Annotated in this window: 23 protein-coding genes and 1 other annotated feature; of the genes, 19 read left to right on the top strand and 4 right to left on the bottom strand. The window is 45.2% G+C overall.

The window, feature by feature from the left end; translation table 11 throughout:
* Positions 1–273 precede the first annotated feature (273 nt).
* The 4 genes from SLU01_RS12525 to SLU01_RS12510 all read left to right on the top strand — a co-directional run bounded on the left by SLU01_RS12525 (position 274) and on the right by SLU01_RS12510 (position 3666).
* A complete protein-coding gene (locus SLU01_RS12525; RefSeq protein ID WP_147058828.1) occupies positions 274–732 on the top strand; it encodes a GyrI-like domain-containing protein in 459 nt (152 codons plus the stop codon).
* Between the two features lie 30 nt (positions 733–762).
* Positions 763–1113, top strand: coding sequence for a VOC family protein (locus tag SLU01_RS12520; protein WP_147058826.1), 351 nt, complete (start codon positions 763–765; stop codon positions 1111–1113).
* A gap of 146 nt (positions 1114–1259) precedes the next feature.
* A complete protein-coding gene (gene yfkAB / locus SLU01_RS12515) occupies positions 1260–2390 on the top strand; it encodes a radical SAM/CxCxxxxC motif protein YfkAB (RefSeq protein WP_147058824.1) in 1131 nt (376 codons plus the stop codon).
* A 349-nt stretch (positions 2391–2739) separates the two neighbouring features.
* Positions 2740–3666, top strand: a complete 927-nt coding sequence (locus SLU01_RS12510; RefSeq protein ID WP_147058822.1) for an AEC family transporter — start codon at positions 2740–2742, stop codon at positions 3664–3666.
* Between the two features lie 214 nt (positions 3667–3880).
* On the opposite strand, the gene SLU01_RS12505 is transcribed toward SLU01_RS12510, so the two are convergent.
* From SLU01_RS12505 to SLU01_RS12495, 3 genes are all read right to left on the bottom strand, one after another.
* A complete protein-coding gene (locus SLU01_RS12505) occupies positions 3881–4945 on the bottom strand; it encodes a M24 family metallopeptidase (RefSeq protein ID WP_147058820.1) in 1065 nt (354 codons plus the stop codon).
* 172 nt (positions 4946–5117) lie between these two features.
* A complete protein-coding gene (locus tag SLU01_RS12500) occupies positions 5118–5906 on the bottom strand; it encodes a cytochrome c oxidase assembly protein (RefSeq protein ID WP_147058818.1) in 789 nt (262 codons plus the stop codon).
* Complete coding sequence (locus SLU01_RS12495) at positions 5899–6396, bottom strand: DUF2243 domain-containing protein (protein ID WP_246110980.1); 498 nt, start codon at positions 6394–6396, stop codon at positions 5899–5901. Before SLU01_RS12495 ends, SLU01_RS12500 begins: the two co-directional genes overlap by 8 nt.
* 150 nt (positions 6397–6546) lie before the next feature.
* On the opposite strand from SLU01_RS12495, the gene SLU01_RS12490 reads away from it, so the two are divergent.
* The 3 genes from SLU01_RS12490 (at position 6547) to SLU01_RS12480 (ending at position 10859) form a co-directional block, all read left to right on the top strand.
* Positions 6547–6981: a YugN family protein gene (locus tag SLU01_RS12490; RefSeq protein WP_147058813.1), complete on the top strand. Its 435-nt coding sequence runs from the start codon at positions 6547–6549 to the stop codon at positions 6979–6981.
* 445 nt (positions 6982–7426) lie between these two features.
* Positions 7427–8323 (top strand): ABC transporter ATP-binding protein, encoded by an 897-nt coding sequence (locus SLU01_RS12485; RefSeq protein WP_147058811.1) that lies wholly within the window; start codon positions 7427–7429, stop codon positions 8321–8323.
* The gene (locus tag SLU01_RS12480; protein WP_147058808.1) at positions 8304–10859 is read left to right on the top strand and encodes an ABC transporter permease subunit; all 2556 of its coding nucleotides are present in this window, start codon (positions 8304–8306) and stop codon (positions 10857–10859) included. Before SLU01_RS12485 ends, SLU01_RS12480 begins: the two co-directional genes overlap by 20 nt.
* A gap of 596 nt (positions 10860–11455) precedes the next feature.
* Here SLU01_RS12480 and rluF read toward each other — a convergent pair.
* Complete coding sequence (gene rluF / locus SLU01_RS12475) at positions 11456–12160, bottom strand: 23S rRNA pseudouridine(2604) synthase RluF (protein ID WP_147058806.1); 705 nt, start codon at positions 12158–12160, stop codon at positions 11456–11458.
* 211 nt (positions 12161–12371) lie between these two features.
* Positions 12372–12600, top strand: a binding site (T-box leader).
* 407 nt (positions 12601–13007) lie between these two features.
* Between rluF and SLU01_RS12470 the strand changes: the two genes are divergently transcribed.
* From SLU01_RS12470 to opp4A, 12 genes are all read left to right on the top strand, one after another.
* Positions 13008–14366: an anthranilate synthase component I family protein gene (locus SLU01_RS12470; RefSeq protein WP_147058850.1), complete on the top strand. Its 1359-nt coding sequence runs from the start codon at positions 13008–13010 to the stop codon at positions 14364–14366.
* Between the two features lie 30 nt (positions 14367–14396).
* Positions 14397–15428 carry an anthranilate phosphoribosyltransferase gene (trpD, locus tag SLU01_RS12465; RefSeq protein WP_147058804.1) on the top strand — a complete coding sequence of 344 codons (1032 nt, stop codon included), beginning with the start codon at positions 14397–14399 and terminating at the stop codon, positions 15426–15428.
* The gene (gene trpC, locus SLU01_RS12460; RefSeq protein WP_147058802.1) at positions 15425–16216 is read left to right on the top strand and encodes an indole-3-glycerol phosphate synthase TrpC; all 792 of its coding nucleotides are present in this window, start codon (positions 15425–15427) and stop codon (positions 16214–16216) included. Before trpD ends, trpC begins: the two co-directional genes overlap by 4 nt.
* A complete protein-coding gene (locus SLU01_RS12455; protein ID WP_147058800.1) occupies positions 16213–16836 on the top strand; it encodes a phosphoribosylanthranilate isomerase in 624 nt (207 codons plus the stop codon). The genes trpC and SLU01_RS12455 overlap by 4 nt, the downstream gene beginning before the upstream one ends.
* Positions 16826–18019, top strand: a complete 1194-nt coding sequence (trpB, locus tag SLU01_RS12450; protein WP_174842650.1) for a tryptophan synthase subunit beta — start codon at positions 16826–16828, stop codon at positions 18017–18019. Before SLU01_RS12455 ends, trpB begins: the two co-directional genes overlap by 11 nt.
* Positions 18016–18807, top strand: a complete 792-nt coding sequence (trpA, locus tag SLU01_RS12445) for a tryptophan synthase subunit alpha (RefSeq protein WP_147058798.1) — start codon at positions 18016–18018, stop codon at positions 18805–18807. The genes trpB and trpA overlap by 4 nt, the downstream gene beginning before the upstream one ends.
* 51 nt (positions 18808–18858) lie before the next feature.
* Positions 18859–19824: a DUF4003 family protein gene (locus tag SLU01_RS12440; protein ID WP_170232703.1), complete on the top strand. Its 966-nt coding sequence runs from the start codon at positions 18859–18861 to the stop codon at positions 19822–19824.
* Positions 19825–20114: 290 nt separating this feature from the next.
* On the top strand, positions 20115–21140 hold the full coding sequence (locus SLU01_RS12435; protein ID WP_147058794.1) for an ABC transporter ATP-binding protein: 1026 nt from the start codon (positions 20115–20117) through the stop codon (positions 21138–21140).
* Positions 21121–22047: an ABC transporter ATP-binding protein gene (locus tag SLU01_RS12430; protein WP_147058792.1), complete on the top strand. Its 927-nt coding sequence runs from the start codon at positions 21121–21123 to the stop codon at positions 22045–22047. The genes SLU01_RS12435 and SLU01_RS12430 overlap by 20 nt, the downstream gene beginning before the upstream one ends.
* Positions 22048–22061: 14 nt before the next feature.
* Positions 22062–23030, top strand: a complete 969-nt coding sequence (opp4B, locus tag SLU01_RS12425) for an oligopeptide ABC transporter permease (RefSeq protein WP_147058790.1) — start codon at positions 22062–22064, stop codon at positions 23028–23030.
* Between the two features lie 93 nt (positions 23031–23123).
* On the top strand, positions 23124–23969 hold the full coding sequence (locus SLU01_RS12420; protein ID WP_147058845.1) for an ABC transporter permease: 846 nt from the start codon (positions 23124–23126) through the stop codon (positions 23967–23969).
* 21 nt (positions 23970–23990) lie between these two features.
* Positions 23991–25835, top strand: coding sequence for an oligopeptide ABC transporter substrate-binding protein (gene opp4A / locus SLU01_RS12415; protein ID WP_147058788.1), 1845 nt, complete (start codon positions 23991–23993; stop codon positions 25833–25835).
* Positions 25836–25849 lie beyond the last annotated feature (14 nt).

Below are 25849 nucleotides of genomic sequence, written 5' to 3'. Positions count from 1 at the left end.
ATTTCAAACTGACCGACTGGTTGATTAAAATATATAAAGGAATCGTAATGGGGTGCTTTCCTCATGCATGAGTTATTGTTGGAAAAATAATAGGCACTGATAATGGTGCATAGTAATAGGAAGGGTATTATTATTTTAGTCTTTTTCATAAACTTCCAATCCCTTCGTTTAATCGCAGTATAACATACAAGCAAGAAGAAGTTCCCTTCATTTTCAAAAATATCAGTTATAGTACATAATGAAAGAAAACAATAAGAAAAGGGGAAGTATGGAATGCAGCTTGTTGAAAAGGGAGAAATGAAGTTTGTCGGTATTCGTCTGCAATGTGATTCATTGGAAGATTATCAAGTGAAGATACCAGAGACGGTTGGGGAATTAAAAGCTCGGACTTCGGAAATTGCAAAACCGATCGATCAAGAACGGATTTTGGGATTTTTTAAAGTCGATGCACGACCTTCTGAAGATGGCTATTGGGTCTGCTTGCAAGTTGAAGAAATTGAAAATATCAAGGATGGATTGGAAGGTCTTTCGATAGAACCAAGTAAATATGCTGCACTTCGATACGTCGGTGCGGCAAAGGATCTCCACCAAGCATATGCAAATCTTCATGAAGAAATTGCGCAAGCAGGTTTCAGAAGGTTACTAGATCAATGGACAATAGAAGAATACAATCCAGAACATGAACAAAGCACTGATATGATCGATGTTTTTTTGTATGATCCGGTTCTATAAACATCACTTTACTCGAAAGGAAGTTATGAAGTGAAATCAATCATGAATGAAATTGGAACGGTCTTTTTGCCAGTGCAGGACATAGAAAAATCACGGGACTGGTATTGTAACCTATTTGGCATCGCTCCAGTAGAAGATATTCAATTCGGGCATCTATATGTGATCCAAATGGAAGGTGTAAACCTCGTATTAGACAGTAAGCTGTTTCAGAAAACAGGGCCGCTCAAAGCACCGATGTTCCATTTAAATTCAAATGATATTCAAAAGGCTTATGAAGAGATGCAGTCCAGGCAAGTTGAGTTGACGACAGGTATTGAAAATGATCATTGGTTTAATTTCAGGGATCCAGATGGCAATGAAATAATGCTATGTAAATGTTGAAAAATTCAAGGCAGACAAAAAGTATTGAGAGGATGCCATCCTGATACTTTTTGTTTTTTTAAATATAAGGAGTGAGGTTGCAAAAGCCGGAAATGAAGCTCATACTTATTTATTGGTCTATTAAACGAGTAGGGAGTCATATAGAAATGAAAAATATAGCTACACTTCAAAAAATGTCACCTGCCTATGATCCGTGGGAAGCATACTTGGATGTGCAGGAACTTGGTAAATTGACATTATCGAGCATTGAATTTACGACGACGTATTTATGTAATATGCGATGTGAGCATTGCGCGGTCGGCTATATGCTGCAACATAAAGATCCAGATGCATTGCCGATCGAGCTGCTGCTATCCCGCCTTGACGAAATCCCGCATTTACGGACGATCAGCATAACGGGCGGCGAGCCGATGTTCTCGAAAAAATCGATTGAACAATACGTCTTGCCTTTATTGAAATATGCACATGAACGCGGCATCAGAACACAAATGAATTCGAATTTGACGATGCCGCTTGAGCGTTATATGGGGGTTGCCCCTTATTTGGACGTTCTGCATATCTCCCATAACTGGGGAACCGTTGATGATTTTGTAGACGGTGGATTCGCGAATATGGAAAGGAAGCCGCCGAGGGAACGCCGTGCCGAGCAGTTCCAACGGATGATCGACAATAGCCGCGCATTGGCGGAGGCGGGTGTGATGGTTTCCGCTGAAACGATGTTGAATAAGCGGACGCTGCCACATCTCGGCCATATCCATCGCCAAATCGTCGAGGAGATGAAGTGCGCGAGGCATGAGGTGCACCCAATGTACCCAAGCGACTTTGCTTCACAGCTGGAAGTGCTTTCGCTAACTGAAACGCGAGAAGCGATTCATCAATTATTGGATATGCGGGATGAAGACGTGTGGATGCTGTTCGGCACATTGCCGTTCTACCCGTGCAGCTCGAACGAAGAGGATTTGAAATTGTTGAAGCGTATATACAACAGCAAAAATGTCTCTGTGCGCAATGACCCCGACGGACGCTCCCGTCTAAACGTCAACATTTTCACGGGCGACGTCATCGTAACCGATTTCGGCGATACGCCTCCGATGGGCAATATCCAGCATGATTCACTGCCGGAAATGCTAGATAGATGGTTGGACCGTCCGCTAGCAAAGTCGATCGGCTGCCATTGTCCTGCCGTGAAATGCCTAGGACCGAATCTGTTGGTGAAAGATGCGTATTATCCGGAGGAAGATTTCACTGGGAAACAGGCGAGGATCACTGCGGAGTGAGCTGCCGACCGCGGGGCAATGCGTGATTGAGGAAATCCGCCTCGCGCCAAGTGCCTTTGACAAATAAAAACTTGTTGTTCGTAGGTTGAAAGTCATGAAACGACGATAACCCTTGAGAAGTGACCGATAACTCGCGCCTGGTGACCGATAACTTTGTGACATTGACCGATAACTTGCGCCGGGTGACCGATAACTTCAGGGAAATGAACGATATTGATAGATCGAATAGAAAACGCTCCAAAAAGGACTTCCACTTACAAAGGAAGTCCTTTTAAATTTTCAATCTCCTTCCATTAACAAGAATACTGTATACTCATCTGTAATAGATGCACGAAGACAGGAGGCCGTCATGTTCATAGGAACCATTTTTATAAATATCATCGTCCCGATCTTAATTCTAGTAGTTGTAGGCGCAGTCCTACAAAAGAAATTCCAATTCAATCTGCGGGCAGTTTCGAATTTAATCACATACTGCTTAATGCCGGCCGCCGTATTCATCAACCTGTACGAGACGGAGATTGACGTCCAAGTTCTGGTTGAAATCGTTGGTTATCTGATTGTCTTCAGTTTGGCGATCATCGTCGTTACTGCTGTCATCAGCAAACTGTTAAAGTTGGATAAAGGGGAATCGGCAATATTCAAAAACAGCATATCATTAATCAACTCGGGGAACTACGGGATACCGGTGAGTCAATTACTATTTCAAGCGAACCCACTCGGCATCTCCATCCAAATTATTGTGATGGTCTTTCAAAACGTATTAACGTATACATATGGACTTTATAACTTAATTTCCGCGACAAAGTCTGGGTTGGAAATCTTGAAATCACTTTTGAAAATGCCGATTATCCATGCGATGCTCCTTGGTGGCCTGCTAAATTGGCTGCGTGCTCCGATTCCGACATTTATCTGGGCACCTATCAGCCATCTGGCGGATGCGTTTCTCGCAATCGCGCTCGTCTTATTGGGCGCACAACTTGCCCAAATCGAGTTCAAAACGATCATCAATCGGACAGTTCTCGTGAGCAGCATCGGGAGGCTGATCATCGGTCCCGCTGTTTCACTGCTACTCATTTTTCTATTTGGGCTGGATGGTGTCGTCGCGCAATCCCTCTTCATCGCAAGTTCATTCCCGACATCTCGAAACAGCTCGTCGCTCGCTCTGGAATATGACGTATATTCGGATTTGGCGGCGCAGACAGTTCTGTTTTCAACCGTGTTGAGTGCTGTAACGGTTACGTTTGTTGTTTACTTGTCTGCGGTGTTGTTTGTTTAATAGGATAGGCCGAGTTTTCTGATAGGTAAAAGGTAATGAAATGACGATAACTTTCAGAAAGTGACCGATAACTCGACGCAGTTGAACGATAACTTGCACCGGGTGACCGATAAAATTGTGAACTTGACCGAAAACTATCCGGAAATGAACTAAATCCCACGAAACGCCAATTAAAATGGACTTCCGCCAACACGGAAGTCCATTTATGTGCCGATCAAAGAATAATCAACTCTTTCGGCGATTTTGTAATGATCTCAATCCCATCTTTTTTCATGATAATATCATCTTCAATCCGTACCCCGCCAAGGCCCGGAATGTAAATGCCCGGCTCGACCGTCAACACCATTCCTTCCTCAACAATCAGTTCACATGTCGGATTCATGAAAATATCTTCGTGGATATACAAGCCAATCCCATGCCCCATGCCATGCCCATAATTGTCGCGATACCCTTTTTCACTAATCAAATCACGCGTCAATGCATCCGCTTCTTTGCCAGTCATGCCAACTTTGATGCCCGACAGCGCATTTTCAAGAGCATCATGAACGATTGAATAGATTTCCTTCAGCTTTGGATCAGGCTCACCGACTGCGACGGTTCTTGTCATGTCGGAGCAATATCCCTTATAGTAAGCACCAAAATCCAACGTCACCATATCACCTTGCTCCACAATCTTGTCACTCGCCACTCCATGCGGCAATGCGGAACGCACGCCGGATGCGACAATCATATCGAACGAGGAAGACGTCGCGCCCAATTTCCTCATATGGAATTCCAATTCATTCGCGATTTCAATCTCCGTGCGACCTGGCTGAATGAACGTCAAAATATGCTCGAATGAGGCGTCTGCAATTTCTGCAGCTTTTTTCAAAATGGTCATTTCACATTCATTTTTAATCATCCGCAGTTTTTCAACAACATCCGAGACAGGCACAAGCTCCGCCTTTACTTTCTTCAAAAGCTGGGTGTAATAAAAATAAGATTGATGCTGTTGTTCAAATCCGAGCTTCTTGATTCCTAAGCTTTCCGCAAGCGCTGAAATCTCCTCATAAATGATGGATCGATCGATTTCTTTCACAGTAAAATCTGTCACTTGCGCATTCGCCTGGCCGGTATAACGGAAATCAACCAATAATAACGCCTCTGACTTTGAAACAAGCACCGTCCCCGCAGTTCCGGTGAAATCCGTCAAATATCTTCGGTTATAGGGATCTGTAATTAGCATCCCGTCAATTCCTAATTCATCAAATCTGTCACGTAACTTCACTAACTTCTCCATTGTCATACCTCCATTAATAGAAATATTCCCATTATTACTATGACATAGGGGGCGGAGAAATAATAGAGGGTTTGCTAGTTGAATTCAGGAAGAATAGGTGACACGTTTGAAAAGTAAATAGTTATGAAACAACGATGACGCTTGAAAGTGACTGATAACTCCCCGAAAGCAGCTACACTGTTTTCCCCACCCCTAAAACGAGTTTCCGAGGACGAACAGATTGATACCAATGCTTGAATAGGATGAAAATCAGCAGCAAATCGACTGCATCACCACCATAATACATCAGCATGGCGCCGGTCCTTGCCTGTTCTACCGGCACTCCCGCCGGCGGGTAGGCGTAGATGAATTTTGACAAGATGCCATGACCTGCAAGTGCGACAATGAAAACGACAGTTCTGTACGTAAAACTGAAACGGTGGAAGACCGGATCAATATAAATCAAAGAGATTGTGAATAAATAGCCGGCTAGGAAGACGTGGATGTGAATAACGATATGTAGCCAAATGTTTGTATGCATCGCTGAATATAAACCGGTCGTATAGAGAAGCCATAACCCGCCAATGTTCAAGATAGAAGCAACGATCGGATGGGTGAAGAATCCTACGAACGAACTTTGCAACAGTCTGCTGAGTTTTCTTGCTAAACGAACGTTGAGTGTGCGCAATAATAAGGTCATAGGCGCAGCGAGTGCAATGAGAAGCGGAGCGAGCATTCCGAGCAATAAATGTCCCGCCATGTGGGTTGTGAAATCATCATGGGACAGACGTGCGAATGGGCCGACGACTGCCATCACAGCAAGAAGCACACCTGCTACAAAAGAAAACGATCGGTGCAAAGGCCATTTACGAAGTCGTCCCCGTCCATTCGTGAGTAACACGGCGCCAATATATAGTCCGATCGCAAGCAGAGCTGAAAAGCCAAAAAGCAGATCAGTCAACAGAAAGTGAGCATCATGCATTGGAAAACGCTCCTTTCCCTTCACGCTTGTCGCGTTTCGCACTTGCAATCAAACCGATACCGGCCATAATCATGACAGCTGCAGAAATATTCCAGACGAGATCATACGGTAAAATATCGACATTGTATCGAATTTGATGGATGCGCATGACTTTATGCTGGATAATGCCGTCGTAAAGCTGAAAAGCCCCGGCGCCAAGTAACTTCCCTCCCCACCACATCTTATGCCATAATGCATCACGCCTTCGTAGATCGGCAACGAGAAATAAGCCACCGACTGTCGCAAACCAGCTGAATGCGTGAAATAATCCATCTGATATGAGACCAACCGCGACAGTCGATTTATCGTAAAACTTATGCCAATGAAGCAGCTGATGGAATAATGTCTCATCGAGAAACGCAACAAAACCTAGTCCGAACAAAATACCTGACCATAGGTTTCGACGCGCAAATGTCCCCCTGTTATTCGATTGCACTTGCGTGTTATGGATTGTTGTCAAATCCTCTTCCTCCATTGATTGAAAATGATTTCTTCAAAGTATTGCCGTTAAGGAGGTAGGATAACCGGCTTCATTCTTAAGTATGTCTCCCCCTTCTTTTGTGAATGCTGTATAGCGAATCATTCAAAAGGAGGAGACATCATGTTGAAATTACAGACGGGGCTGGAAGGACAGATTGCGTCGTTCGGCCTTGTAAGGGACTGCATCCGCGGGCTTGGGTATCATATGGGCGGCAATTGGGACTACCATCAAGGATATTTCGATCATATTTTATGCCAGGAGGGCGGGGAAACAATTTATGTGAGAATCCCGTTTTCCGTCATGGAAGGTGAGCTTGACCATTACGAGGCCGTCATTCGATTCCGCACGCCGTATATCATCAAGCATGTCGTGCATATCGGACTGGACCGGGATGAGACGTCCATGCTGAATGTCGCGGGCTTCAACCAATTTCAACCCCCGATTGACAAAGACGGCAAGATTACGAATAAAGACAGATGGATGCATGCTGGAGAAGTCGCCGTACAGGAACTCATAGATTGCATGCATGAACAGGATTTGTTGAAAATCAGTTAAATCGAGGTAGCGGATTGCTAAACAACTTGCCGAAATTATTATTTTTGGCAGGTTGTTTTTTTGCTCAATTAGAGTTTTTCACATCAATAGTTTTGGTTTCCAGATAAATTTGTTTATAACTTGTGCAAGTGTCACTGCTGAAAACATGCATTAAACAGCTGTTTAGTTGTTCGACTTGAATAAATAGCAGCCTTCCATGGCAGGCAGGCAATAATTCAGGTAGTTCAAAGGTCTTGAAACGACGATAACTTACGAAAGTTGACCGATAAAGTTGTGAACATGACCGATAACTGCTCGGAAATGATCGATAACTAGCGGGAGAGTGTTATATTTGGATTTTCACGCATGTGTTTTTTTGATTTGTTTGAAATTTCATCCAAATCTACTTGGAAGTATAGTAGAATGGAGTTAATTGGACTGGAAAACTTAAAAAGGGGGGCTACGTATGATTTTATCAGTAAAAGATGTGTACAAATCATATGGCAAGGAACATGTGTTGAGGGGGATTACATTTGAGATCGAAGAACCGCAGATCATTGCACTTGTGGGGCCGAATGGGTCGGGGAAGTCAACGTTGATGAACATCATTACGAACTTGCTGCCTGCAGATAAAGGGAAAGTAACGGTTCTTGGGAAGAACAATCGGGATCCGAATATTTTTCGGGAGATTTCGTTCATGCAGGACAATACGGTGCTATACGATTATTTGACGGGATACGATCATTTGCAGTTCATCTGCGATGTGCAAGGCCTGTCGAAGAAGCAATTGTTGGCGACGGCGGACCGGATCGGAATTACAAGTTATTTGAATAAAAAGGTGAAGAACTATTCGCTTGGGATGAAGCAACATTTGTTGCTTGCGATGGCTGTCGTGAATAAGCCAAAACTGATGATTCTGGATGAGCCGCTCAACGGGCTCGATCCGACGAGCGCCATTCGTGTACGGGAATTGCTTCTTGCTTTGCGCGATGAAGGGACGACGATTCTATTGTCCTCGCATAACTTGGCAGAAATTGATCGGGTGACATCGTCGATTTTATTCCTCAAGAAAGGGAATTTGATTCAAGAAAATATGGAGGAGTTTGAGCAGGTTCGTTACCAGATTGCGGTGGATAAAACGGAAAAAGCTGAAAAGGCGCTTATAGCAGCGAGCATTCCTGTCGAAGTGGTCGATGGACGATTGCATATTTATCGCCGTGATGTAGGGTTGGATAAAGTTTTGCACATATTAAATCGCGAATACATTGTCATAGACGATATTGAGAAGAAAGTATTTGGTTCGGAAGAGCGCTACCGCAAGATTTTCACGGAGGCAAAGGCAGATGAGCTTGTTCAAGTTTGAGCTGAAGAAGATCCTGCGGCAGAAGAAGTTTGTTTGGTTAATGGTTCTTGTACTCTTATCTGTTGGCTGGTTTTTTTACCAAAATAACATCGAGCAGGATTTAATGTCAAAAGAGGCAGAGGAAAAGATCCTTCCAATTGTTCTAAAGGTTGATCAATTATACGCGCAGCTCTTGCCGTTGGACCGAGAGAACAGATTGACGGAGGAACAGGCAAAGCAATTTGATATCTTGAACAATATGGCGACGTCCACGTTTCAATGGAAGAGCGCCATCTACGGAAAGCGTTGGGATGAAATACCACAAGTCGAGAATGAATTCTACTCGCTATTGGAAAAATATGAGGATGCCGGTGGAGTCTTTACTACTTTAGAGGGCGTAGAACGAGAAAAGGCTATCGATAAGAATGCTTATTTGGTGAAGCATGATTTGCCGTATGCCAACGAAACTGATCCGGTGTCCCCTGCCTTGCAAATGAGTGAGATAACTCCCATTTTGCTAGGACCGGCCGGACTTTTGTTGCTATTACTCCTTTTCGGAAACGCCTACACGTCGGAGAAGGAGCAGCAGACATTATTGACGTTAAGGACGCAGCCACTTCGTAGATGGAAATTGCTGCTTGCGAAGTATGCCGGATTGTTATCTGTGACGTTTTTCTATTTAGTAGTCATAGCGATTGGCGGATGGGTGATTCCGGTTGTTTTCGGAGACACATTCAATGACTTGTTGTATCCAACGTTTCTGGAAACAGGTGATTCTTTCTCCCTTATTCCCATTTGGCAACATTTGTTGAATGTGACGATTTTATTTCTGGGAGCGGGGGCATTCCTTTTTGCCTTGTTGCTTTTAATCGGTACGCAATTAAGAAGCTCATTTTCAACAATCATGCTGACAGGGTTCCTTACAATGATCGGCGTTGTACTGACGGATGCTCTGCCGATCACGCAGATACCTTGGAACCCCTTCCAGTTTTTCCGCGCGGACAGGTTTTTGACCGAAATGCCGATCCATCCGATATGGCTGTATGCAGTTTCGGCGTTTCTGTGGTGTATTTTATTGCTAGCGGTAGCCATTTTATTGCGTGAAGGCGAACGTGGTTTATTTAAATCGGCCCAGGAACTGAAGCCGTACCATAAAGGAAAGATGACACATCTCCAATCCATATGGAATAATAGTCTGTTTGAATGGCGGAAGACGAAGCGAAGGGGGCTTGTTGGGCAGTCATTGATTGTTCTATCCATAGCGGTTATTGTCGGTTACTTCTATTTTGCGGAACAAGTGAAAGAGAAGGAAAATGAAGCGCTTGAAGGGTTAGCGTCGATTGTAGAGGAGGCGGAGAATGATACGGGACTCATTGCTTACTATTTGGAATCCATCGAGGAAATGGAGAAGCTGATAGCAGAAGCGAATGCAAGAGGTGAAGACGGGGATTTCATATATGGGCATAATATTGAATACATTCAAGGGAATATAAATGTTGCCCGTGAAGAAGCCGCGCTTGCCAAGCAAGCGTTGGATGGCTATGAAAAGCAGGAGTGGGACCCACTTTATGATTATCAGCTGTCCAATGACCATCGATATCTTGAAAGCTTAATAGAGATGAAAAAGCATAACTACAGCCCGTACACTATTTTCGGCTATGAAACAGCAATTGCGCAAAAAGAGTGGATGAAAGAGCATACGATTCAACCGGTCTTTGCGGGTACCTATATACCGAATATCCATGACCAATGGAAGGAGGAACACCGGAAGGAGAAGAAGTGGAATGAACAGGCGAACCGGAAAGTAGATCATAGCGGATTGTTTTCGCTCTTCATGTATTTCCGGGACTATCTATATTTCATTCCAATGCTTTTATTCCTTATCCTCGTAGGCGCAGGCTTTTCGGGTGAACGCGGGAAGAGACCGACGTTGCAAATGCTTGTGACATTGCCGATTATGAAGCGTTCCCTTTTCCTTGGGAAGGTGCTTTTCAGTTCTATCATTGCGGTCGGGAGCGCGATTGTTGTTTTCCTTTTTGCCGTGTTAGTCGGAACGGTGTTCAACCGGTTCGGAGACTGGATGTATCCGGTGCTGCATTATCATAGCCGAAAGGAATTCCAATCGTTTGATTTTACAGGACAGCGGGCATTCGAGGGCGGCTATCATTTTATGCCGCTTGGAGAATTTTTGTTGAAGTCCCTCTTGTTATATGTTTGTGTCGCTTTGTTCCTGCTTGCATTGACGAATGTCCTGGGACTCTTCATCCGCCAGCCGTTAGTCGTGTACGCACTGACTGGATTGATTAATTTAGCAGGGTATTTAGTAAGCTGGAAATTGGACGACTTCGCACAGTATTCGCCGTTTCTCTATCTCAACATCCCGAAAGTCGTCAACGGAGAGATTATGACGCTGCTGAACAATCCGTCAATCAGTTTGTATATGGGCTGTGTCATACTGTTCGGAGCAATGGCATTCCTTTTGATTGCAGCTTATGTCGGATTAAGTTTTGGGGACAGGGTTGTGAGGAAAGGGAAGTCGGTTACAGCGGCGATGTGAATTCTTGATACTGTCAAATGACAAAAATAAATAACCCATCCTTGAATGCAGCGCTCACATCGGACGGGTTATTTCACTTGATACAGGGAACCTATCAATTGCTGTGATCACTCGGTGCAACCGGGTGGTTCTTTTTAGTTTATGAATTCTTTATCTGAGTTATACAATTGTTTGCCCGCTAATGCAAGTGACCTGAATACATGACATTATCCGTCATAATAATTAGTTAATTGGAGTGTATGTGCTATAATTAAAGAGTAAGTGTAATTGAATAGGTGACTTAAGGATGGACGGCTCATCCCTTTTCGAAAGGGGGTGATGCCCATGTCAGTATTCGAATCATTAATGGTTGCAATTGGTCTTGCAACATTAGTTGTCTTGATACTGTCAAATGATAGAAAGAAATAACCCATCCTTGAGTTCGGAGCTCATTTTGGATGGGTTATTCCAACCGATATAGCCGTCCCCTTATAGGGAACCTGACAATTACCCTGACCACTCGGCTGCAACCGGGTGGTTCTTTTTATTGTACGAAGTATATGTCTGAATTATACAACCTTTGGCTAACTGTTGCAAGAGAAGGGGATTTGTATGATTTATCGTTTCGGCTCATAATCCAGCATTTGAAACATTTCCTTCAGTTCCATATCCGTCAAGTCTCGCCATTGTCCGATTGGCAAATTGCCGAGATGGATGTTCATGATCCGTGTACGCTGGAGGCGTCTGACGTTGTAGCCGAGTGCTGAGCACATGCGGCGGATTTGGCGGTTCAGGCCTTGTGTTAACGTGATGTTGAATTTACGTGGGCCGAGTTGCTTCACTTTGCATGGTTTCGTTATTGTGTCGAGGATTTCGACGCCGGATTCCATTTTGTGAATGAATTCCTTCGTGAGCGGTCGGTCGACGGTGACGATATATTCCTTTTCGTGACCGTGTTCTTCACGCAGGATTTCATTGACGATGTCGCCGTCATTTGTAAGAAGCAACAAGCCGTCGGAGTCTTTGTCGAGTCGCCCGATATGGAAGATGCGGAGCGGGTGGTTGACGAAATCGACGACGTTCCCTTCGATATGGCGTTCGGTTGTGCTTGTGACGCCGACAGGTTTATTAAGAACGATATAGACGAGCTGTTCTTCAGTTTTCACCGGTTTTCCGTCGACACTGACTTCATCTTCGGGTTCCACCCTGCTTCCAAGTTCGGCGGGTTGGCCATTGATTGTGACGCGTCCGTCTTCGATCCATTTATCTGCGCCGCGTCTGGAGACGATGCCGGCTTCGCTTAAAAATTTATTGATACGCATGAGGTTCACCTATTTTCGGATTTCTTTTCTTCATTGTACAGCTAGAAGTACAGTTATACAAAGTGAAGAGGATGCATAAATTTATTTAAAGGTTGACAATTAACAGAACCCTTAGTAACATTCTATATAACTTTTTTTGTTCGGAGAGGGTAGAGGGGCCGGGAGCGGCGCCGCCCAGGAACAGATGAGTCGAGTTGAGAAGAGCATAGCTGAGAAATTGTTGAATAAGAGGAGTAGCAACGGAATCGCGATGTAGAGAGTCAGTGGGTGGTGGAAACTGATTCGTGGCCGGTGTGAATGGACTTATGAGAGCTGTCTGGAATTTTCCGGACGGACGTCTTTCCCACGTTACGGGAGGTGTCTTTTTTAGGCGCGCCGAGTGGAAGCTGTTTTATGATGGCTTCAAATAGAGGTGGCAACGCGGGTAACCCGTCCTCTGCAATTGGACTTTTTTGTCCTTTTGCAGAGGGCTTTTTTGTTTTTTATGCGTGATTTCATGGATTTATGCGCGCGTATTTCGGGATATGCGTGGAATGCGCAATTTATGCGTGAATGCCCCGGATTATGCGTGATTCACCGGATTTATGCGTGAATATTGTCGCGGGGAGCTGTTTGGATGATGTGCTGTTCATCGCGCCAAGTGTATTTGACAAATTAAAGGTTTTATTCAAAGGAGTGACTAGGTAAAAGGTCATGAAATGACAATAACTTCTGGGACATGATCGATAACTTTCGGGAAATGATTGATAACCATTCCCAAATGATCAATAACTTCCGGGAAATGAACGATATCCACTGGGAAATGATCAATAACTACACAAGAACAATTAGAAGAGGAGAGCTGAGTATGGAAAAGACGAGTTTACGTATTACAAAGCAGAAAATTGAAGGGGATTCGTTGACGCCAATCCTAATTTTCAGGCGTTTGCAAGGGAGGCACCGTTTCTTATTGGAGAGTTCTTCGCAGCATGAGGGATCGGGGCGCTATTCGTTCATCGGGGTGAATCCGATGAAGGCGTATCGCGGAGGAAATGGGCGGTTGGAAGAGTACGTGTACGCGACGGAGAAGACATACGTGCATGAAGGAGATTTGTATACACTTCTAAAAAGATTGATGCCGCGAATTGCGGAGTGTGGAGAGTATCCGTTCATGGGAGGGGCTGTCGGATATGTTGGGTACGGGGCGGCGGAAGAGAAAAATACCCGTTCCAATGAAGCGCCTGATGTGTATTTCAACGTTTACGACACGGTGATTGTGTTTGATCACCAGTTAAATGAAGTGACGCTACTTCATACCGAAATCCACCCCGAATACACGAAGCCTGATTTAGATGAACTGGAGAACCTCATTACAAATGGCCCGGTAGAGGAGGAAAGGGGTATCACGATTTCGGATTACCGTTGCGCGCTGTCGCAATCGGAATTTGAAGACCGAGTTCGCCAAGCGAAGGAGTTCATCAAAAAAGGAACAGTCGAGCAGGTCGTTCTCTCGCGCAAACTTGAAGCGGATATTGAAGGCGACCCATTCGCTCTGTACCGAAAACTGCGCAAGAAGAACCCATCACCGTACATGTACTATATGGAATTTCCCGATCATATCGTCATCGGTGCTTCTCCCGAAAGTCTTATAAAAGTGACGGATGGAATAGTAATGACGAATCCAATTGCGGGAACACGGCGGCGGGGTCGTGATGCAAATGAGGATCAGGCTCTGGAAAACGAACTGCGAAACGATCCGAAAGAGCTGTCAGAGCACGATATGTTAGTCGAGGTGAGCAAAGAAGAGATGAAAGGAATTTGTGAACCGTTATCAGTCATGGTTTCTAAGTATATGGCAACCGTTCGATACGAACATGTTATGCATCTTGTTTCGGAAGTCGAGGGAACACTCGCATCGGGACTCCATGCACTCGATGCGTTGAAGGCGACACTGCCAGCGGGAACGGTGACGGGTTCACCGAAAAAGCTTGCGATGGATATCATTTCAGATTTGGAGGATGAGCCGCGGGGCATATACGGAGGTGCAATCGGCTATATCGGATTGAATGGCAATATCGATTTTGCGCTGACGATCCGAACGATGACGGTGCAGAACGGAGTAGCAACTGTGCAGGCGGGGGCAGGGATAGTGAAGGATTCCATTCCCACCCTTGAATACAAGGAAACGGTGAACAAAGCACGTTCTTTATTGGAAGCTTTGAAATAAAAGACGAGTCGAGAATAGGAGAGATGAGCGATGAAAAGCTATACGAGAATAGTAGAGGAAAAGCAGCACTTGAGATTTGAAGAGATGGAGGACGCGGCAAATCAGTTGTTCGCGGCTAATGCAAATGTCATGGAGATTGCAAATTTCTTAGTTGCGCTAGCACAAAAAGGCGAGACGGCTTCCGAAGTGGCGGCGCTTGCTTCTGTGATGAGAAAGCATGCAATCCCTTTGGATATCCCGGAAGCCCGCTATTTGGACAATTGCGGCACGGGCGGCGATGGCTCGAACTCGTTCAATATTAGTACGACATCGGCTTTCGTGTTGGCAGGCGCTGGCGTTAAAGTCGCAAAGCACGGCAACCGGAAGATTTCGAGTGCAGCTGGGAGTCATGACGTGCTTGACGGACTTGGCATTCATTCTAATTTCACTACAGAAGACATGAGCCGGATGCTTGAAAAAGAAGGGTTGGCATTCATTTTCGCGCCGGTCGTCCATCCGAAGATGAAAAAAATCGGAGAAGCGCGTCGGAAAATCGGTAAGCCGACAATTTTCAATCTCGTTGGACCACTGACGAACCCGGTTCCACTTTTAACACAGTTCACGGGCATCAACCGGCCCGATTTTCTCATGGAATATGCGTCCGTCCTCCGGATGCTTGGTAGAGACAGGGCGATTGTCGTGTCGGGGGCAGGCGGGATGGATGAGGCTTCGCTTGCGGGACAGAACTCATTCGTCCTCATGGATAAAGGCGATTTGATCCCCTTCACATTGACTGCGGAAGATGTCGGGCTAGTGCATGCTCCGCTGTCTGCAATCCGCGGGGGGACTGCTGAGGAGAATGCAGGCATAATTCGCGAAGTGTTAAAAGGGAAGCGGGGACCAAGGTTTGACACGGTCGTTTTGAATGCAGGAATCGGGTTGTTTGCGAATGGCATGGCGGGGGCGATAAAAGAGGGAATCGGGATTGCGACTGACAGTATTCTATCTGGAAAAGCATTTCAGAAGCTTGAAGCAGTCGTATCATTCAGTGCTGAGATTGAACAGGAGGCGGTCGTGAGATGACGATTTTAGATGAAATTCTACAAGTGAAAAGGCTTGAAGTGAAACGGATGCTGATGGAGAAGCTTGTTGTTTCATGTGAAACTTTGTCGAAAAGGCCGTCCCTTTTTGAAATGCTTCAGAAATCGAACCGTCTCGAAGTCATTTCGGAAATGAAGCGCGCTTCACCTTCGAAGGGAATGATTGCGAATGAAGCGGATCCGGTTACGCAGGCAAAGGCTTACGTGCGAGCAGGTGCAGCATGCATCTCGGTATTGACGGATACATCCTTTTTCAAGGGTTCTTTTGACGATTTGGCAGCTGTTTCTGAAGCTGTACGAATTCCGCTCCTTTGCAAAGACTTTATCATCCATGAAGTGCAGATCGACCGTGCAAAGGAGGCTGGAGCTTCCGTCATTCTACTAATTGTGGCGGCACTAGACGATGCGACATTGCAACGTCTTCATAGTTATGCGACAGGAATGGGGCTCGAAGTGTTAGTGGAAGTACATGACGCAAAAGAATTGAAGCGGGCATTAGCGGTTGATGCAAGATTAATTGGCGTCAATAACCGGAACTTGAGGACGTTCGAAGTCGATCTTGCTAGGACGGAAGAAGTGGCAAGGCATTTTCCGTTCCATGAAGAACGGATTTTCATCAGTGAAAGCGGCATCATGAATGCGATGGATGCTCAACGTGCGGCAGCGGCCGGGGCGAGCGCTGTTCTTGTCGGCGAGTCGTTGATGCGGAGTGATTCCGTGGAGGACGCGCTTCGTTGCTTGCAAATCCAGAAGGCAGGTGCACCTCTTTGACGAAGGTGAAGATTTGTGGGCTGATGGAGCTGCAGCATGTTCAAGCTGCGGTGGATGCAGGGGTGGATGCAGTCGGATTTGTGTTTGCACCGAGCAGACGCCGTGTCGCGATTGCGCAAGCAAAGGAACTGGCGCGCTTTGTGCCTGAACACGTTATGAAAATCGGAGTGTTCGTAGATGCGACGCGGGAAGAGATGGAGCGGGCTTTTCAAGAAGTGCCGCTCGATTTTATTCAGTATCACGGGGATGAGTCGGAGGAATTCATAAAAACCGTAGGACTTCCTTCCATTAAAGTGTTATCAGTTCGAGGTGTTGAAGATGTGGAAAATGCGAAAACCGTTCAAACGGAATATGTTTTATTCGACACGCCGGGGACTGAGTTCCGCGGGGGAAGCGGCGAGGTGTTTGACTGGAGCTTTCTGGACGGAAACTTGCCGCGGGATCGGATGATTTTGGCGGGTGGGCTGAATGCGCAAAATGTAAAAGAGGCAATTCGGCGGACGCGCCCGTTCATGGTGGATGTGTCAAGTGGTGTGGAGATTGATAAACGAAAAGATGAGACGTTGATCCGCGAGTTTATTCGCGCGGTGAAAGAGGAGGAGAGCCTATATGGCAATTGAGATGAGAAGAGGAAGATATGGGAAGTTTGGCGGGCAGTATGTGCCTGAGACGTTGATGACTGCGCTGATTGAGCTGGAGAAGGCGTATGAAGAGGCGAAGGCGGATCCTGCTTTCGCGGAGGAGTTGGACTATTATTTACGAGATTTTGTCGGCAGGGAGAATCCGCTTTATTTCGCGGAGCGTTTAACTGCAAAGATTGGTGGCGCCAAGATCTTTTTGAAACGTGAGGATTTGAATCATACGGGCGCGCATAAGATCAATAATTCGCTCGGGCAGGCACTGCTTGCGATACGGATGGGCAAGAAGAAGATTTTTGCTGAGACGGGTGCCGGACAGCATGGCGTGGCGACTGCGACGGCTTGTGCGCTGTTCGGGCTGGAGTGCGTCGTGTTCATGGGCAAAGAGGATATCCGCAGGCAGGAGTTGAATGTGTTTCGGATGGAGTTGCTCGGGGCGAAGGTCGTGTCGGTCGATAAGGGCTCTGGGACGTTGAAGGATGCGGTTAATGAAGCGTTGCGGTATTGGGTTGCGAATGTGGAGGATACGCATTATATATTAGGGTCGGCGCTCGGACCGCACCCGTTTCCTGAAATCGTTAGGGACTTCCAGCGGGTGATCGGTGTGGAGACGCGGCGGCAGATCGTCGAGAAGGAAGGCCGTTTGCCCGATGCAATAGTTGCGTGCATCGGGGGTGGGAGCAATGCAATTGGCATGTTCCACCCGTTTGTCGAAGATGAGGCAGTTGCGTTATACGGTGTTGAAGCTGCGGGAAGCGGAATCGCTACTGGACGGCATGCAGCCGCAATTGCGGATGGAAAGGAAGGTGTGCTACATGGGTCTTATATGTATGTGCTGCAAGACGAGGACGGTTTTATACAGGAGGCGCATTCGATTTCGGCGGGGCTCGATTATCCGGCGGTTGGACCTGAGCATTGCCATTTGCATAGTATAGGCAGGGTGACGTATTCGTCTGTGACGGATGCGGAAGCGTTGGAAGGATTGCAGATATTATCGAGGACGGAAGGGATCATCCCTGCGCTTGAGAGTGCGCATGCGATCCGGTTTGCAGTGGAGCTGGCGAAGGATATGAGACAGGATGAAATAGTGGTCGTCTGTCTGTCAGGTCGCGGCGACAAGGATATGCAGACGGTACGTGAAGCGCTTGGAGGTGGAGTGGAATGAAGACGGTCGAGAAGCGGATACGTGAATGTGTTTCGAATGGGAAAAAGGCATTCGTCCCTTATATGATGGCGGGCGACGGGGGATTGGATACGCTCCATCATAAGCTCATTTTTCTTGAAAAGTGCGGAGCGACAGCAATTGAGATTGGCATTCCGTTTTCTGATCCTGTCGCGGACGGAGAAGTGATTCAACAGGCAGGAGAGCGAGCGCTGGCGAATGGTGTGTCATTGCGGAAAGTGGTAGAGGAATTGTCGGGAATTAAGGGGAAAGTGTCTGTTCCGTTAATTCTTATGACGTATTTGAATCCGATTTTGGCGTTCGATATGAAGTTGTTTATCGACAGATGTCTGGAAATCGGCATTGGCGGCTTGATCATTCCCGATTTGCCTCTTGAAGAGGATGGCCTGCTGCGCGAAAGGCTGGAAGGGACGGATATCGCATTGATCCCTCTTGTGTCGCTGACAAGTTCGGACGACCGGATCCAGGACATCGCAGTAAAAGCGGAAGGATTCATTTACGCGGTGACGGTTAATGGAATTACAGGGGGACGTGATCATTTCGGGGAGGAGGTAGTAGAGCATTTGAAGCGGGTGAAGGCGGTGAGTCCATTACCTGTGCTAGCGGGATTCGGTATTTCCAGACCATCGCAGGTGGAACAGCTCGGGGAATGTACGGATGGTGTTATTGTCGGAAGTGCGATTGTGGATGCTTTTTATCGGGATGATTTGGAATCGGTTCGCAGTTTGATGAATACGTCTGATGGAAAATTTAAAATTGGCATTTCATAATGAAACTTTTTCTGCTATATGGACGTACATATAGCAAAGGAGACGTGCGGCATGGAAATGATTAGACATGAAGTCGAGACGACATATGACAAGGTGAAATCTTTAGCTGGTTGGAGCGTGGATAAAAACGTTGTGTTGACGATCACTTCGTATTACGTGACCGCAGCTAAGGAATTCAACGCTGTCAACTTTAGCCGTGCCATGGCTGCCTTGAAAGAAAGGGCTGGCTGGTTTTCACCATTGCGCGGGCATTTATTGCCAATAATGGCCGCATTTCTAACACAGTCCGGTAACTTTATGGATGAAAGTGCGGACCGCCTTATGGAAAAGCAACGTACGTTGAAGCAAGCCGGCTTCCGGAACTCGATTCATTCCTATCTTGCCGCGCTTCTCATGGATGATGATTCCGATATGTTTGAAAAAGAAGCAGAACGGGCAAAGAAACTTTACGATGCAATGAAAAAACAACATTTCCTTCTAACTTCGGACGACGATTATGCGTATTCTATGCTTTTAGGGAAAAAGGGAGAAGATCCCGAGACCCATGCAAAAGCGATGCGCGCATACTACGATGCGTTGCGAAAAGAAGGCTTCCGGACCGGAAATGAACTTCAATGGCTGTCGCAAGTGATGACCTATTTGGATATAACGTTTCAGCCGGGACTTGTCGAAAGGGCAGCTGAGGTTTTTGAACTGCTTGGTAATGATCTGAAAGCGAAGCCCGTCCATTATCCAATGATCGGCTTTCTGACGGTGTTTCAGGTTGAGGATGCTAAAATCCGTGAAATTATATTCCTAGCAAAGGAATTGGAGAAATCAAAGCGTTTCAAATGGAATCGTGAAATGGCATTATCGATCGCCATCGGCATGGTGCTGCATCAATTGACAGAGACCGCAGATCAGGTAGGTGTCAGCATGGCGGCTTCAGTCGATATGATCTTGCAAGCCCAGCAGGCGGTGATGGCAGCGACTGTAGCCGCGGTAGCCGCTTCATCCACTACAAATTCATCAAATTAATTATAAAAATGAATACGAAAAGCGAACAGGAGAAGAAGCCGTTATAGAAAGTGACGGCTTTTTACTCCTGTTTTTTAAAATTTATTTTTAAGAATATGTAAACGCGAAAACGCTTACATATCAATGTTTGTAATATGTTTGTCACATTAGAAATAATATAAGATTTTGATATTCTAAAAAAACAGTATTGTCAGGACTAATGTTGTGTAGTATATTGAGTTCAATAACTTTTCGCAAAATATGAAAATTGGTTATTTGAACAAGTGTCAGTTAGTTAGGGGGAAGTTCAGTTGAAAAAACCGGTCTTGGATATTAAAGATCTGCGTACATCATTCAGAATTAAAGGTGATTACTATGCTGCCGTAGATGGTGTCACTTTGACCGTCCATGAAAATGAAGTTGTTGCTATCGTTGGGGAGTCAGGTTGTGGGAAAAGTGCATTGGCGCTCTCGATCATGGGCTTACATGACCATAAGAACACGAAACTTGAAGGTCAAGTCAATTTTGGAGATGAAAACCTCCTGTCGCTTTCCCGCTCTCGATTGAACAAAGTAAGAGGGAAAGACATAGGGATGATCTTCCAGGATCCAATGACTGCTCTCAACCCGCTTGCTACCATTGGTAGACAGATTGAAGAGCCGATGGATTACCATATGAAGTTATCTGCATCGGATAAGAAAAAACGGACAATGGAACTACTACGACGTGTTGGTATTAAGAACGAACAACGCGTGTATGAGCAATACCCGCATGAATTATCGGGTGGGATGAGACAGCGTGTCGTCATCGCCATCGCACTTGCTTGCGACCCGGTCCTTCTTCTCGCGGATGAGCCTACAACCGCCTTGGACGTTACGATTCAAGCCCAAATCATGGACTTGATGAAAGAATTGCAGAATCAGATGAAAACAGGCATCATCCTGATCACCCATGACCTGGGCGTTGTAGCAGAAATGGCTGATCGCGTAGTAGTCATGTATGCAGGGGAAGTCGTTGAAATCGCTGACGTAAAGGAATTGTTCGAAAATCCGTTACACCCGTATACAAGATCACTATTGAATTCAATTCCTTCAAACTTGGAAGCTAAAGAAAAATTGCATGTTATCGATGGAATAGTTCCTTCTATTCAGAACCTCGATCGTGAAGGCTGCCGTTTCGCACCTCGTATCGAATGGATTCCTGAAGAGGACCACGAGAAGAACCCGGAGATGCATGAAGCGACACCGAACCATTTTGTCCGTTGCTCATGCTATAAAACGTTCTACTTCCCGGAGGACAGAGTAGGAGAGAGAGAATATGTCGCTACTAACAGTTAATGATTTGAAAGTGCATTACCCAATAAGAGGCGGTTTTTTTCGAAAAGTCGTAGACCATGTGAGAGCTGTCGACGGTATCAGCTTTGAATTGCAACCTGGGGAAACTTACGGACTTGTCGGAGAATCGGGTTGCGGCAAGACGACATCCGGTCGAGCACTGATTGGCTTGAATAAAGCGACTAGCGGGGAGATGTTGTTTGAGGGTAAGGACTTGGCCAAAATGGGCAAGGCTGAAAGACGCGGTTATACGAAGGACATCCAAATGATCTTTCAAGACCCTTATTCATCTTTGAATGGCCGAAAAAACGTATTGAGCATTATCGCTGAACCTTTACGTAATTTCGAAAGGCTATCTCCTAAAGAAGAGCTTTTGAGAGTACAAGAATTGGTTGCAAGAGTTGGCTTGAACCCGGAATCAATCTATAAATACCCACACCAATTCTCCGGTGGACAACGACAACGTATCGGAATTGCTCGCGCACTTGCTTTGAATCCAAAACTGATTATTGCGGATGAGCCGGTTTCCGCGTTAGACGTATCCGTTCAGGCACAAGTATTGAACTTCATGCAAGAGATTCAAAAGGAATTCGACTTGACTTATTTGTTCATATCACATGACCTGGGAATCATTCAGCATATGTGCGACCGCATTGGAATCATGTATCGCGGCCGTTTCGTAGAGGAAGGTACTGCTTCTGAAATCTATAATAACCCGCAACACGTATATACAAAACGATTGATCGCTGCAATTCCAGAGATGAATCCCGAAAAACGTTTCGAAAAGATGCATCTACGCCAGTCGATTAATGAGGAGTACCAAACTGAATACAATAACTACTTTGATAAAGATGGACGGATGTTCGATTTGAAGAAGATTTCAGATTCACATTCCGTTGCCATGCAATAAGGAGGATGATGTAAATGTTAAAGTTCATTTTACGAAGAACATTGCTCATGATTCCGCAGCTCATCCTCCTGAGCCTCATCATCTTCATGCTTGCAAAAGCGATGCCGGGTGATGCGGTAACGGGGGCGTTCATGGGAAATCCTGATGCAACGCCTGAACAAATTGAAAAAATCCGTGAGAAATTTGGTTTGAATGATCCGTGGTATCAGCAATATGGACGTTGGATTGGAAAAGCAGTAAAAGGTGATTTTGGGCAATCATACACCCATCAACAGCCTGTTACAACCTTAATAGCAGGCCGGGTTGAAAACACAGTGCTATTATCATTGTTCACAGCGATTATGATCTATTTAATGGCTATTCCGCTTGGCATTATAGCAGGACGCTGGACGGATACATGGGCAGATAAAATGATTGTCACGTATAACTATTTTGCGTTTGCGACGCCACTATTTGTTTTTGCTCTTTTGATGCTGTTCCTATTCTCTTTCGTATTAGGTTGGTTCCCGATTGGCGGTACCGTTGATATACGAATTGAGACCGGAACATGGGATTATGTTGTGAGCAGAGCAAAGCATTTATTCTTGCCAGTCATGTCTGCAGCATTAATTGGAACATACGCTACAATCCAGTATTTACGGAATGACATTATCGATCAGAAGATCAAAGATTATGTGAAAACGGCACGGGCAAAAGGGGTACCAGAAGGAAAGGTGTATACGCGTCACATTTTGCGTAATTCACTCTTACCGATTGCAGCTTTTCTAGGGTATGAAATTACAGGTCTTATCGGTGGATCAATTTTCATTGAATCTATCTTCAGTTATCAAGGATTAGGACAACTTTTCCTCCAATCAATCAATTTACGTGATTTTACGGTGGTTACGGCGCTTGTTATGATATTCGGAACTGCTACAATCGTCGGTACGTTGCTTTCAGATATCATTCTGAGCATCGTCGATCCACGTATTCGTATTGAATGATGAAAGAAAGAATAGGAGGGGAAGCAATTGAAAAATCCAGTCTTAGATGAGAAGCAGTTAATTGCTCAAGAAAAATTAAATAATCCATCGTTTATGCGTACGATCTGGCGAGAGATAAAGCATGATAAAATGGCTTTGGGTTCATTGATATTGCTAATAATCATCTTATCAACAGCATATTTATCACCATTATTCATTGACAATGCAGCATTGACTCGAGTGAACTTCTTGAATACCTGGAAGCCGCCTTCTGCGACCAACTGGCTTGGCACAGATGATGGTGGTCGTGATGTCTTTGGTCAATTGATGCTTGGTGCGCGCAACTCATTTACAATCGGAATTGCCGTAACGGTACTCGCAGGATTGATAGGACTTACGTATGGCCTAATCTCTGGCTTTTACGGGGGTGCTATTGATAATGTTATGATGCGTATCCTGGAATTCTTAATGGTATTGCCAACATTGATGTTCATCATCGTATTTGTAACTATCGTACCAAACTATAATGTTTTTACGTTTATTCTTATTATGAGTGCTTTCTATTGGTTTGGAAAAGCTAGGCTCATTCGTTCCAGGGCGTTACAGGAAAGGGAGCTTGATTATATTAATGCTTCCAAGACGTTGGGAACACCAAGTTGGAAAATCATGTTTTTTGAAATGTTTCCTAACCTGAGTTCACTCGTTATCGTAAATATGACGCTTTCTCTTGCAGGAAATATCGGGATAGAGACAGGGCTTACTTTCTTAGGTTTCGGTTTGCCTGCTGGTACTCCTTCACTTGGAACGTTGATTTCGTTCGCAAGGAATCCTGATATTGTGCAAAATAAGTGGTGGGTATGGTTACCTGCAGCATTACTAATTCTAGTAATGATGCTGTGTATAAATTATGTCGGGCAAGCGGTAAAACGTGCGTCTGACGCAAGGCAAAGATTAGCCTAAAAAATAAGGGGAGGTAATACAATGGCCAAGAAGCAATTTATGCTACTTGCAAGTCTATTGCTCGTTCTCAGCGTATTTTTAGCTGCATGTACAGGCAAAGACGAAAAGGATGGCGCTGGTGAAAAAGATACGTCTAAAGATCCAGGAAAAGACACAGAACAAACAGAAGACGGTGAAGATGCAGAGGAAGTTGAAGAAGATCCGAATGCTGGTCTAGATTTCCCTCTAACAGTTACTAACACAGGAGATCCGATCGAAGGCGGAGAGTTGAACTTTGGACTCGTTTCTGACACTCCATTCGAAGGAACTCTAAGCCCAGTGTTCTACTCTGGTGCTCCAGATGCGGACGTAATGAGCTTCTTCAATGAAAGCTTGTTCGCTTATGATGGTGACTACTTGATCACTAATGACGGTGCTGCAACATATGAAGTTTCTGATGATAATAAATCAATCACAATCAAAATCGGTGATAATGTAAACTGGCATGATGGCGAGCCTGTTAAAGCAAGTGACCTTCTTTACTCTTACCAACTACTTGGTCACCCTGACTACACAGGAACTCGTTACACATTCATGATCTCAAACGTTGAAGGTATGCCTGCATACCATAACGGTGAAACGACTGAAATTTCAGGTATCGAAGTTTCTGAAGATGACAAAACAATTACAATCACTTACACAGAAGCAACTCCATCACTATTGTCTGGTATCTGGGCAAACGCAACACCAAGACACCATGTCGGTGATGTTATGACTGGTGAAGTTACAATGGAAGAACTTGCTGCTTCTGAAAAAATCCGTACAAGCCCTATCGGCTTTGGACCATTCAAAGTTGCAAAAATCGTTCCAGGTGAATCTGTACTTTACGAACGCAATGATGATTACTGGAGAGGCAAGCCTCAACTAGATTCAATCGTATTGAAAGTAGTAAGTTCCGCTTCTGTTCTTGAAGCACTTAAGAAAGGCGATATTGATCTCTCATCAGTTCCGGTTGACCAGTACTTGAACGCTAAAGAAATCGATAATATCGAATTGCTAGCGAAAGTTGACCTTGCTTACACTTACATTGGTTTCAAACTTGGTAAGTGGGATGCAGAAAAGAAAGAAAACATAACAGATCCAAATGCAAGATTGGCTGACAAGCGTGTTCGTCAAGCTATGTGGTATGCAATGGACAACGAAACGATCGGTAAAGAACTTTACCATGGTCTTCGTTTCCCTGGTACAACTCTAATTGTCCCTGTTTTTGCTAGTTTCCATGATGCAAGCATTGAAACACCAACTTACGACCCTGAAAAGGCGAAAGCTCTTCTTGATGAAGCAGGATTCGTCGATGTTGATGGAGATGGCTTCCGTGAAGACGCGGACGGTAATGAGTTAGTATTGAACTTTGCTTCTATGTCAGGTGGAGAAACTGCTGAGCCGATTGCACAGTTCTACATGCAAAACTGGGCTGACGTAGGTATTAAAGTACAACTTCTTGACGGTCGTCTACACGAGTTCAACTCGTTCTACGATCAGGTAGAAGCTGATGATCCAAAAATCGACATTTACCAAGGTGCTTGGGGCGTTGGTTCTGACCCAGACCCATCCGGTCTATACGGCAGAACTGCTGCATTCAACTACACACGTTACACAAGCGAGAAGAACGACGAGCTTCTTGCCGCAATCTCAGGCGAACAATCATTGGATACAGACTTCCGTGCTGGTAAGTTCAAAGAGTGGCAAGAGCTAATGGTTGATGAAGTTCCAGTTGCACCAACAGTATTCCGTTATGCTTTGACTGCTGCTAACAAGCGTTTGACAAACTACTCTATCGAACCAGGCACTGATTTACGTCTGTGGCAGTGGGGAGTAACTGAATAATAATTGATTATTAA

Source organism: Sporosarcina luteola, from assembly GCF_007991495.1.
Lineage (GTDB): Bacteria > Bacillota > Bacilli > Bacillales_A > Planococcaceae > Sporosarcina > Sporosarcina luteola.
The sequence above is the reverse complement of the archived record's forward strand: the minus strand, read 5'-3'. Positions and strand labels throughout refer to the sequence as shown.

Excerpts from the sequence above, each read along its gene's own strand:
- SLU01_RS12525 (WP_147058828.1), top strand. The coding sequence starts at position 274 with ATGCAGCTTGTTGAAAAGGGAGAAATGAAGTTTGTCGGTATTCGTCTG.
- yfkAB (WP_147058824.1), top strand. The coding sequence starts at position 1,260 with ATGAAAAATATAGCTACACTTCAAAAAATGTCACCTGCCTATGATCCG.
- SLU01_RS12510 (WP_147058822.1), top strand. The coding sequence starts at position 2,740 with ATGTTCATAGGAACCATTTTTATAAATATCATCGTCCCGATCTTAATT.
- SLU01_RS12505 (WP_147058820.1), bottom strand. The coding sequence starts at position 4,945 with ATGGAGAAGTTAGTGAAGTTACGTGACAGATTTGATGAATTAGGAATT.
- SLU01_RS12500 (WP_147058818.1), bottom strand. The coding sequence starts at position 5,906 with ATGCATGATGCTCACTTTCTGTTGACTGATCTGCTTTTTGGCTTTTCA.
- SLU01_RS12490 (WP_147058813.1), top strand. The coding sequence starts at position 6,547 with ATGTTGAAATTACAGACGGGGCTGGAAGGACAGATTGCGTCGTTCGGC.
- SLU01_RS12485 (WP_147058811.1), top strand. The coding sequence starts at position 7,427 with ATGATTTTATCAGTAAAAGATGTGTACAAATCATATGGCAAGGAACAT.
- SLU01_RS12480 (WP_147058808.1), top strand. The coding sequence starts at position 8,304 with ATGAGCTTGTTCAAGTTTGAGCTGAAGAAGATCCTGCGGCAGAAGAAG.
- rluF (WP_147058806.1), bottom strand. The coding sequence starts at position 12,160 with ATGCGTATCAATAAATTTTTAAGCGAAGCCGGCATCGTCTCCAGACGC.
- SLU01_RS12470 (WP_147058850.1), top strand. The coding sequence starts at position 13,008 with ATGGAAAAGACGAGTTTACGTATTACAAAGCAGAAAATTGAAGGGGAT.
- trpD (WP_147058804.1), top strand. The coding sequence starts at position 14,397 with ATGAAAAGCTATACGAGAATAGTAGAGGAAAAGCAGCACTTGAGATTT.
- trpC (WP_147058802.1), top strand. The coding sequence starts at position 15,425 with ATGACGATTTTAGATGAAATTCTACAAGTGAAAAGGCTTGAAGTGAAA.
- trpB (WP_174842650.1), top strand. The coding sequence starts at position 16,826 with ATGGCAATTGAGATGAGAAGAGGAAGATATGGGAAGTTTGGCGGGCAG.
- trpA (WP_147058798.1), top strand. The coding sequence starts at position 18,016 with ATGAAGACGGTCGAGAAGCGGATACGTGAATGTGTTTCGAATGGGAAA.
- SLU01_RS12440 (WP_170232703.1), top strand. The coding sequence starts at position 18,859 with ATGGAAATGATTAGACATGAAGTCGAGACGACATATGACAAGGTGAAA.
- SLU01_RS12430 (WP_147058792.1), top strand. The coding sequence starts at position 21,121 with ATGTCGCTACTAACAGTTAATGATTTGAAAGTGCATTACCCAATAAGA.
- opp4B (WP_147058790.1), top strand. The coding sequence starts at position 22,062 with ATGTTAAAGTTCATTTTACGAAGAACATTGCTCATGATTCCGCAGCTC.
- SLU01_RS12420 (WP_147058845.1), top strand. The coding sequence starts at position 23,124 with ATGCGTACGATCTGGCGAGAGATAAAGCATGATAAAATGGCTTTGGGT.
- opp4A (WP_147058788.1), top strand. The coding sequence starts at position 23,991 with ATGGCCAAGAAGCAATTTATGCTACTTGCAAGTCTATTGCTCGTTCTC.